General features: G+C 63.1%; 8 protein-coding genes. 4 read left to right on the forward strand and 4 right to left on the reverse strand.

Annotated features, from left to right (window positions below; translation table 11 throughout):
• The first annotated feature begins 20 nt into the window (after positions 1 to 20).
• A complete protein-coding gene (locus tag ABY454_RS05040) occupies positions 21 to 3,086 on the forward strand; it encodes an EAL domain-containing protein (protein ID WP_372929088.1) in 3,066 nt (1,021 codons plus the stop codon).
• Here ABY454_RS05040 and ABY454_RS05045 read toward each other — a convergent pair.
• The gene (locus ABY454_RS05045; protein WP_372929089.1) at positions 3,077 to 3,682 is read right to left on the reverse strand and encodes a YqgE/AlgH family protein; all 606 of its coding nucleotides are present in this window, start codon (positions 3,680 to 3,682) and stop codon (positions 3,077 to 3,079) included. The two genes, ABY454_RS05040 and ABY454_RS05045, sit on opposite strands and share 10 nt — an antisense overlap.
• A gap of 193 nt (positions 3,683 to 3,875) precedes the next feature.
• On the opposite strand from ABY454_RS05045, the gene ABY454_RS05050 reads away from it, so the two are divergent.
• Complete coding sequence (locus tag ABY454_RS05050) at positions 3,876 to 4,739, forward strand: protein-disulfide reductase DsbD domain-containing protein (protein ID WP_372929090.1); 864 nt, start codon at positions 3,876 to 3,878, stop codon at positions 4,737 to 4,739.
• Between the two features lie 74 nt (positions 4,740 to 4,813).
• Positions 4,814 to 5,299 carry a peroxiredoxin gene (locus ABY454_RS05055; protein WP_372929091.1) on the forward strand — a complete coding sequence of 162 codons (486 nt, stop codon included), beginning with the start codon at positions 4,814 to 4,816 and terminating at the stop codon, positions 5,297 to 5,299.
• Here the strand turns inward: ABY454_RS05055 and rnhA are convergent, their stop codons facing one another.
• The 3 genes from rnhA to ispH are packed head-to-tail and all read right to left on the reverse strand — an operon-like array spanning position 5,300 to position 7,714.
• Positions 5,300 to 5,749: a ribonuclease HI gene (rnhA, locus tag ABY454_RS05060; protein WP_372929092.1), complete on the reverse strand. Its 450-nt coding sequence runs from the start codon at positions 5,747 to 5,749 to the stop codon at positions 5,300 to 5,302.
• Positions 5,750 to 5,751: 2 nt separating this feature from the next.
• Positions 5,752 to 6,720, reverse strand: coding sequence for a homoserine kinase (locus ABY454_RS05065; RefSeq protein ID WP_372929093.1), 969 nt, complete (start codon positions 6,718 to 6,720; stop codon positions 5,752 to 5,754).
• Between the two features lies 1 nt (position 6,721).
• Positions 6,722 to 7,714 (reverse strand): 4-hydroxy-3-methylbut-2-enyl diphosphate reductase, encoded by a 993-nt coding sequence (ispH, locus tag ABY454_RS05070; protein WP_372929094.1) that lies wholly within the window; start codon positions 7,712 to 7,714, stop codon positions 6,722 to 6,724.
• Between the two features lie 351 nt (positions 7,715 to 8,065).
• Between ispH and ABY454_RS05075 the strand changes: the two genes are divergently transcribed.
• Positions 8,066 to 8,527: a hypothetical protein gene (locus ABY454_RS05075; protein ID WP_372929095.1), complete on the forward strand. Its 462-nt coding sequence runs from the start codon at positions 8,066 to 8,068 to the stop codon at positions 8,525 to 8,527.
• Positions 8,528 to 8,647 lie beyond the last annotated feature (120 nt).

Genomic DNA, 8,647 nt, shown 5'->3' on the forward strand with positions numbered 1-8,647 from the left:
CGGTGATGAACGGGGGAGTAATGGCGGAGACAAACGCCGCTGCAAGCGTTGAAGCGATGTCTCCCTGGCAAAACTGCCGGGGCGCGCTTCGCGTGGCGGTGTGCCTTGCGCTCGCGTTGTTCCTTTTTCTGCCTGGGCTGGCCTACGCCATCGAGGCGATCCCCGTCGAACCGGATAATCCTAAGGTCGACATTACCGCCAAGGGCGAACTCTACGAGGGAAGGGGCGATCGACTTCAAATTGAGACCGCGCCCGGTCCCGACGGCTATATCGGCCGCATGGCGGTGCAGGCCTCCACGCCCGGCACCAATCCGGGTTGGCTCGTCTTCGCCCTGTCGAACCCGACTGACAAGCGCATCGTGCGCTGGCTCGTGGCGCCGCGCTATACGCTGGCTAACTCCCGCGTCTTCCGCCCCGAGCTCGATGCGCCGCGCATCACCGCGGTGACGCCGTCTCTCGGCTTTCGTCCCGAACCACTAAAAAGCGACCGCGCGGACATGTTCCGCTTGAGCCTGGAGCCCGGACAGACGGTGACATACGCCGCTGAGCTCGCCTCATCGAAAGTGCCGAGCCTCACCCTGTGGACGCCGAACATCTACCAGGCGAAACAGCAAGACCGCATGCTGTTCAACGGGGTCCTGCTCGGTATCACCGGCCTGCTCGCCATCTTCCTCACCGCGATCTTTGCCGCCAACCACCGGGCGATCTTCCCCGCAACCGCGCTCGTCGCCTGGGCCGCGCTCGTCTATTTCTGCGTCGACTTCGGTTTCTGGAACAAGCTGTTCCCCGTAGGCCCCGACCGCACCGCGCTCTATCGGGCCGCCGCCGAAGCCGGACTTTTCGCGAGCTTCGTGCTGTTCCTTTACACCTTCCTGCGTATCGGCCTGTGGCATATGTGGATCAAGACCGTGTTCTGGGTCTGGATCGCCGCTCAGTTCGCGCTGATCGTTGTCGCCATCGTCGATCCGCAAACCGCCGCCGGCCTCGCCCGCGCTTCCGCCTTCGTCATAGCCGGTGTCGGCACCGCGCTCATCGTGTACTTCGCGCTGCGCGGACAAGATCGCGCCATGTCGCTGATCCCGAGTTGGATGCTCCTCATCGTGTGGATCCTCGGCGCAGCCATGATCGTGCTCGGCAAGTTGTCGGGAGAGGTCGTCGTCTCGGGTCTCATTGCCGGCCTCGTGCTGATCATCGTGCTCTTTGGCTTCACGGTGACGCAGTTCGCCTTCCGCACCGGCGGCACAGCGGTGAGCCTCGGGCCCCCCAGCCTCGTGCAGATGAAGTCGCTCGCCGTCGACGGCTCGGGCACACATGTTTTCCAATGGCACGCCGGCCGCGATCTCATCACCATGGGTGACGAGGTAGAGGTGGAGCTGGGCCTCGACCCCGGTGCGCTGAACGGGACGGTCGAAAACTTCCTCCAGCACATGCACGCGTCCGACCGCGAGCGTTTCCGTCTAATGCTTTGGTCGCTGCAGGAGAAGCAAGGGGGCGATCTTCAGATCGACTTCCGTTTGCGGCGTCACGACGGAACCTATTTTTGGTACGACCTTCGCGCCCACGCTGCTCCGAGCGACAACGTGCGGCTGTTGCGCTGTGTCGGTCTCATGCGCGATGTGACGAGCCTGAAGCGCTCGCACGAGCGGCTCATGCACGACGCGGTTCATGACAGCCTGACGGGGCTTCCTAATCGCGAACTGTTCATGGACCGCCTGCAAGGCGCCATCACGCGCGCCGCCGAGGGTCAGTCTCACCGGCCCACGTTGATCTTCATCGACATCGATCGCTTCAAGAACGTCAATAAGAGCTTCGGTCTCGTCATTGGCGATTCCATGTTGCTGACCTTGGGACGCCGGCTTGGCCGTCATCTCAATCCGCAAGACACGTTGGCGCGCCTTGGTGGCGATCAGTTCGCGATCCTGTTGATCTCTGACAGCGATCCGCATCATGTTGCCACGCTGGCGGAGCGGGTGAGGCGGTCGCTGCGCACGCCGATGAAGATCAGCGCCAAAGAGATTGTCCTGACCGCGTCCATCGGCATCGTCGTGCATGACGGCTCCCAAGCGACGGCGCAGGACATGCTGCGCGACGGCGAGATTGCCGTGCTGCGCGCCAAGCGCGGCGGCGCCGACCGTATCGAAATCTTCAATCCGGGAATGCGCACCGAGGACGAGAGCCGGCTGCCGCTGGAGAGCGAGCTCAGATTGGCGTTGGATCGCGGGCAGATTTCTGTGTTCTATCAGCCCATTACCCGGCTCGCGTCGAACCAGCTCGCCGGCTTCGAGGCGCTGGTGCGCTGGGACCACCCGACCCGCGGGCGTCTTGTGCCCGAGGACTTCATCCCGCTCGCCGAAGAATCCAATCTCATCGTCGATCTCGGCAGCTATGTCTTGAACCAGGCGTTGGAGGAGGCGGCCAGCTGGCACAAAGTGCTGCCGCGCGACCGCGATCCCTTGTTCGTCAGCGTCAACGTGTCGAGCCGCCAGCTCTTCCGTCAGGACATGGTGCAGGAGATCCGGTTAATGCTGGCCCGCGAGTCAGTGCCGCGGGGCACGTTGAAGCTTGAGATCACCGAGTCGCTGGTGATGGAGAACCCCGAGCGCGCGGTCGAAATTCTCGCCTGGCTGAAGACCTATGGCGCGAGCCTAGCGCTCGACGATTTCGGCACCGGCTATAGCTCCTTGAGCTATCTGCATCGCTTCCCCTTTGACGTCATCAAGGTCGATCGCTCGTTGGTCCGGGACGCTTCGCAAAACGGACAGACGCCGTTGATTTTGCGTTCGGTCGTGGCGCTGGCGCACGAGTTAGGCAAAGAAGTCGTCGCCGAGGGCGTGGAGACACAAGCCGACGCCGGGTATTTGCGTTCAATAGGCTGCGAGTTCGGCCAAGGATTTTACTACGGCGAGCCGATGGCGGCGAAGGATGTCGCCGCGCTTCTCGCCGCGCTGGCGAGCCATCGCAAACGGAAGCAACGCGAACGCGCTCACGCGCCGGCGCCGCAGACAGCACCCTCGGGCATGGAAGTCGATGCGCCAAGCCAAGGCGCCATCCCGGCGCTGCCGGGGCCGAGCACCGCTCAGGCGTGACCTGAGTCGTTCACCAACCGAATGGGATCGATGCCGAGGCTGCCGAGCGCGCGCGAATACTTGCCGTCCAGTTCGGGATCGAAGATCAGCTCCGGATTGGCGGGACAGTTGAGCCAGCCGTTCGCGTGAATCTCGTCCTCCAATTGACCGGGCGCCCAGCCCGCGTAGCCAAGCGCGAGTAGCGCCTTGTTCGGCCCGCTGCCTTTGGCGATGTCACGCAAGATGTCGACAGTGGCGGTAAGGCAGACGGTCTCATCGATAGGCAGCGTGCTCTCCACCTTGAAGTAGTCCGCGCTGTGCAACACGAAGCCGCGGCCAGTCTCCACCGGTCCGCCAAGATGCACATCCATGGCAGACAAGCCGGCAGGAAGCGCGATGCGATCTTCCGTCGGCACGATGTTGAGCTGCTCGAGGAGTTCGCTGAAGCTGATATTGGGCGCCCGCTGATTGATGATGATGCCCATGGCGCCTTCCGAAGAGTGCGCGCACAGATAGATCACCGAGCGGGAGAAGCGCGGATCGCCCATCGCCGGCATAGCGATGAGGAGCTGGCCGTCGAGATAGCCTTCGTCCTCAGTTTGGGAGCCGCTGTCCATAAGGCCATGCTACATCAGTTCCACCACCAGGGAAGAGGCAACGCTGAATTAAGGCGGCCCTGTCATTCTTCGCGCAAACGGTTCACGCAAGCGTGACGCAACTTGACCCTTCCAAGGTCGCGCCGTTTCCGTAGCAGCGCTAAATTTTCGCTCAAGTGTTCAGCCAATTTCTGAAGCAAGGTCTATGTCAAGAATGAACGATTTTCTGTACCGCGCGGGGATGCTGCTTGCCTTGTCGGCATTTGGCGCGTTTCTAGGCGTCGCCCTCGGCACGCCCGGGCTTGCCGCATCGAAGGGGCAATCGCCTTGGTCGAAGCAGACCAATTCCAAGGTGCGGCTGGTGAGCGGGACGCTTGATGCAGACGGTACGCCTGCACTTTACGCCGGCGTTCAGCTTCGAATGGAGCCCGGTTGGAAAACCTATTGGCGCAACCCTGGTGATTCCGGCGTGCCGCCGACCTTCGACTGGACCGGTTCGAAGAACGTCAAAAGCGCCGAGGTGCTCTATCCCATGCCCCACCGTTTCGCCGACGCTGCAGGCACGGCGATCGGTTACGACGACGAGGTGGTCTTTCCCGTCAAGATCACGCCGGAAAACGCGGGCGAACCCGTCACGCTGTCGCTGACTTTTGAGTACGGGCTCTGCAAGGATCTTTGCATTCCGAGTTCGGTTGATCTGCGCGCCCTGCTTCCGGCCGATCTCGGCAAGGGAGACGCCCTGCTGATTGAGCAGGCCAACGCGGTCGTCCCGGAACCGGCGGGGCATGAAACGCTGCCACGCCTCGAAGCGGTCAAAGCAACGCTGGACGGTCCTGCGCCTGGTCTTGAGATCGACGCGTTGTTCGCGGACGGCGCCACGGCGACCGACCTCTTCGTCGCAAGTCCGGAGCTTCTCGTTCCTGTGCCCAAAGCGCTCGGGCCCCTCAAGGCCGGTAAGCAGCGGTTCGCCGTTGCCTTCGCGAGCGCAGAGGAGGCCGCCGCAGTCAAGGGCAAGCCGCTGACCTTCACGCTCGTCTCGAACGAAGGGGCGAGCGACACGGTCCGGACAGAGGAATAGCCGAGGCCCGGTTGGCGTCCCAAAGGTGAGCCGGTAAGGTGCCTCGCGAAAGTCAGTATTGAGGAGACTCCCCGATGAGCATTGCCGTAGGAGACCGCCTGCCGGACGTCACGTTCCGGGTTTTCGATGATGAAGGCATCCAGAGTCTGTCGACCAAGGAGATCTTCGGCGGCAAGAAGGTCGTGCTGTTCGCGGTGCCCGGCGCCTTCACGCCCACCTGTCACTTGAAGCATCTGCCGGGCTTCATCGAGAAAGCCGGCGTCTTCAAGCAGAAGGGGATCGACACCGTGGCCTGCGTCGCCGTGAACGATCCGTTCGTGCTCGATGTCTGGGGCAAGGCTGCAGGCGCCGAAGGCAAGGTCATGCTCCTGTCCGACGGCAATTGCGAGTTCACGAATGAAATCGGCATGGGCTTCGATGGCAGCGCCATCGGGCTCGGCACAAGGTCGAAGCGCTATGCCATGGTCGTCGACGATGGCGTGGTAACGGTGCTGCACACCGAAGACTCGCCGGGTGTCGCGGAGGTCTCTACCGCCGAGGCGATCCTGCAAGAGGTCTGATCAGCGGTTCAGGAAAGGCGCCATGCCTTCGCGCGCCAGTTCGTCCGCGCGCTCGTTGTCGTCGTGACCGACATGACCCTTCACCCAGTGCCAGCGCACGGTGTGGCGCGTCTCGGCTTCCTCCAAGCGCTGCCATAGTTCGATATTCTTGACCGGCTTCTTGTCCGCGGTGCGCCAGCCGTTCCGCTTCCAGCCCTTGATCCAGCTCGTGATGCCGCCGCGCATATAGCTGGAGTCCGTGTAGAGATCGACATCGGACGAAACCTTCAGAGCCTCAAGGGCCTCGATGGCCGCTGTCAGCTCCATGCGGTTATTGGTGGTCATGGTCTCGCCGCCCTTAATCTCCTTGCGATGCGAGCCCGATTCCAAGATCGCGCCCCAGCCGCCGGGGCCCGGATTGCCCGAGCAAGCGCCGTCGGTGTGGATGACCACCTTAGGCAGCGTCCCCACGCTTAATGCTCCCCAATTCCGTAGTCGCGATACGAAGTCACGCTTTGGTGGAAGCGCAGCTTGCGCAAATACTCGTTCGGGTCCTTGGTCTTCACCAGCGCGTTCGCGTCCGTGTTGAGAAGATCGTAGGTGCGGGTCAGCAAGAAGCGTAAGGCCGCGCCCCGCGCCAGCAACGGCAGCGCATCGAGCTCGGCATGCGTGAGCGGACGCACGCGCTCATAAGCTTGCAGCATGGCGCGCGCTTTGGTGATGTTGAACGAGGCATCAGGCTCGAAGCACCACGCGTTCAGGCACACCGCGACGTCGTAAGCCAGCATGTCGTTGCAGGCGAAATAGAAGTCAATCAGTCCGGAGAGCTTGTCGTCGAGAAAGAACACGTTGTCCGGAAACAGGTCCGCGTGAATGACGCCTTCCGGCAAACCGGAAGCCCAATTCGCGCCGAGATAATCGAGCTCGCCGGCGATCTCGTCCTTGAGTCCCGGAATGGCGCCGTCGGCAGAGTCGCGCACCTCGTCGAACAACTCCCGCCAGCCGGGCAGGGACAGATCGTTGGCCCGTTGCATGTCGAAGTCGAGGCCGGCGAGATGAAATTGCGCCAGCCCCGCGCCGAGCCCGGCGCAATGGGCGATGCCCGGCCTGCGCACCCACAAGCCTTCCAGGAAGCTGATCAACACGGCAGGCCGCCCTGCCAACTCGCGCAGGATGCGGCCCTCCCGGTCACGCACCGGAAGCGGGCATGAAATGCCGTGTGCCGCGAGGTGTTCCATCAACCCCAGGAAATAGGGCAGGTCCTCAGGGCGCACGCGCTTCTCGTAGAGCGTGAGGATGAAGGGCCCGGCCTCGGCATGAACGAGGTAGTTCGAGTTCTCCACGCCTTCGGCGATGCCCTTGAACGAGGTCAGCGCGCCGATGTCGTAACTGGCAATGAAGACATCGAGTTCTTCATCAGAGACGTCCGTATAGACAGCCATGTTATGCCGCCGGCACGTCTCTTAAGGGGCGGGGAAGCTTGAAGGAGATGTTCTCCTCCGCCGTGGTCACCGTTTCGACGTGCACGTCGAAGCGCCTCCTGAACGCGTCGATGATGTCGTCCACCAGCACTTCGGGCGCGGAGGCGCCTGCCGTGATGCCGAGCCGGCCGACCCCGTCGAACACGCTCCAGTCGATCTCGGCCGCGCGTTCCATCAACATGGCGCGCGGGCAGCCGGCACGTTCGGCCACCTCCACGAGGCGCAGCGAATTCGAGCTATTTGGCGAGCCAACCACGATCATCCGGTCGCATTTTGCCGCGATTCGCTTCACCGCGTCTTGCCGGTTCGTGGTGGCGTAGCAAATATCGTCCTTGCGGGGCACGGCGATGTTCGGAAACCGCTCCCGCAGCACGTCCATGATTTCCTTGGTGTCGTCCACCGAGAGCGTGGTCTGGGTGATGACGGCAAGCCGGCCGGGATCCTTCGGCGTGAAGGCCTGGGCGTCGCCGATGGTCTCGATCAGATGCACCGCGCCCGGCGGAAGCTGGCCGGTGGTGCCGATCACCTCCGGATGGCCGGCATGGCCGACAAGGAGGATCTCCGCGCCGTCCTCATAGAGCCGCTCCGCCTCGATATGCACTTTGGAGACGAGCGGACAGGTGGCGTCCAGCACGAACATGTCGCGGTTCTGAGCCGCCTCGGGCACCGCCTTGGGCACGCCATGGGCGGAAAACACGATGGGCGCCTCGGTATCCGGGATTTCGTCCAATTCTTCGACGAAAACTGCCCCCTTGGCCCTGAGGGTCTCGACGACATAGCGGTTATGGACGATGGCATGGCGGACATAGACGGGCGCGCCGAATTTCTCGAGCGCCAGCTCCACGATCTGAATCGCCCGGTCGACGCCGGCGCAGAATCCGCGCGGGCTGGCGAGATAGATCGTCAAGGCGGGACGTCCGTCGGACCGTCCGTTCGCGTGGTTTATGCCGGTCATCGGCGCTCCAGAAAATGGCCTTTTCCGGGCCATGGGCGGCTCAAGTCTGGCCTTGTCGGTCCTACCGCTGGCGGGATAGTTTGGCGGCCAACGAAGGGCCCGGAAACTCACAAGATTTCATGCGAAGTCTTGCGTCGAGCCCGGGCATATCAGGCGCGGATGCCTGGCATGTCAAGCCAAGGACGGGCGGAGTTGAGGCGGATCGAAGGACTTTCGTGGCTGCGGACGATCGGGCTTTGCGGATTGCTGGCCTGCCTTCCGGCTATGGCTGGTTGCGGCGGTGGAGCCGTCTCCAACCCCTTCGGCTCGAGCGAAACCACGGGGTACTCCAGCGAAAGGTTGCCGGACAGTGTGCCCGACGCCCAAATCGCCCAGGCGCCCGCAGCCGCGACCACGTCCCCGGACGGCAAATCCCTCGACTGCCCGCAAGTCGTTGCCTGGCCCAACGAGCGCTTGCGCACAATTTACCAGAATGGTCATGACGGCGATCAGATGTACGTCGTCAATCGCACCGAGATCACCAAGCTGTCGCGCGAATGCCGGGTCTATGGCGGCCAGGTCGTCGTCAAATACGGCTTCGCCGGCCGCGTACTGTTAGGGCCCAAGGGCAAGCCGGGCAGGGTGAGCGCGCCGGTCAGCGTCCGCGCGGCGGGTCCCAACAAGCAGACCCTGGCCAACGACAGAATGACGGTCTCCGCCACCATTCCGCCGGGCAAGACGTCCGGCTACTTCTCCATGGTGCGGCAGATGTCTCTTCAAGTTCAGTACGGATCCAGGCTCGAGGACTACAAGATCTTCGTGGCGCTGAAGTAGACGCTTGGGCCCGATGCGCAAGCGCTTCCTCCAGATTGGCCTCGTGCTTTTGACGGCCGTGGCTGCCTCCGGTGTAGCCCGCGCCGATGCTTGCCGCGATGCACGGTACGAGCGCGCACG

Origin of the sequence: Methyloceanibacter sp. (genome assembly GCF_041573655.1) — a bacterium.
Lineage (GTDB): Bacteria > Pseudomonadota > Alphaproteobacteria > Rhizobiales > Methyloligellaceae > Methyloceanibacter.

What these genes read in the sequence shown, in the direction of transcription:
- ABY454_RS05065 (WP_372929093.1), bottom strand. Translation starts at nt 6,720, where the DNA reads ATGGCTGTCTATACGGACGTCTCTGATGAAGAACTCGATGTCTTCATT.
- ABY454_RS05045 (WP_372929089.1), bottom strand. Translation starts at nt 3,682, where the DNA reads ATGGACAGCGGCTCCCAAACTGAGGACGAAGGCTATCTCGACGGCCAG.
- ABY454_RS05040 (WP_372929088.1), top strand. Translation starts at nt 21, where the DNA reads ATGGCGGAGACAAACGCCGCTGCAAGCGTTGAAGCGATGTCTCCCTGG.
- ABY454_RS05050 (WP_372929090.1), top strand. Translation starts at nt 3,876, where the DNA reads ATGAACGATTTTCTGTACCGCGCGGGGATGCTGCTTGCCTTGTCGGCA.
- ABY454_RS05055 (WP_372929091.1), top strand. Translation starts at nt 4,814, where the DNA reads ATGAGCATTGCCGTAGGAGACCGCCTGCCGGACGTCACGTTCCGGGTT.
- ispH (WP_372929094.1), bottom strand. Translation starts at nt 7,714, where the DNA reads ATGACCGGCATAAACCACGCGAACGGACGGTCCGACGGACGTCCCGCC.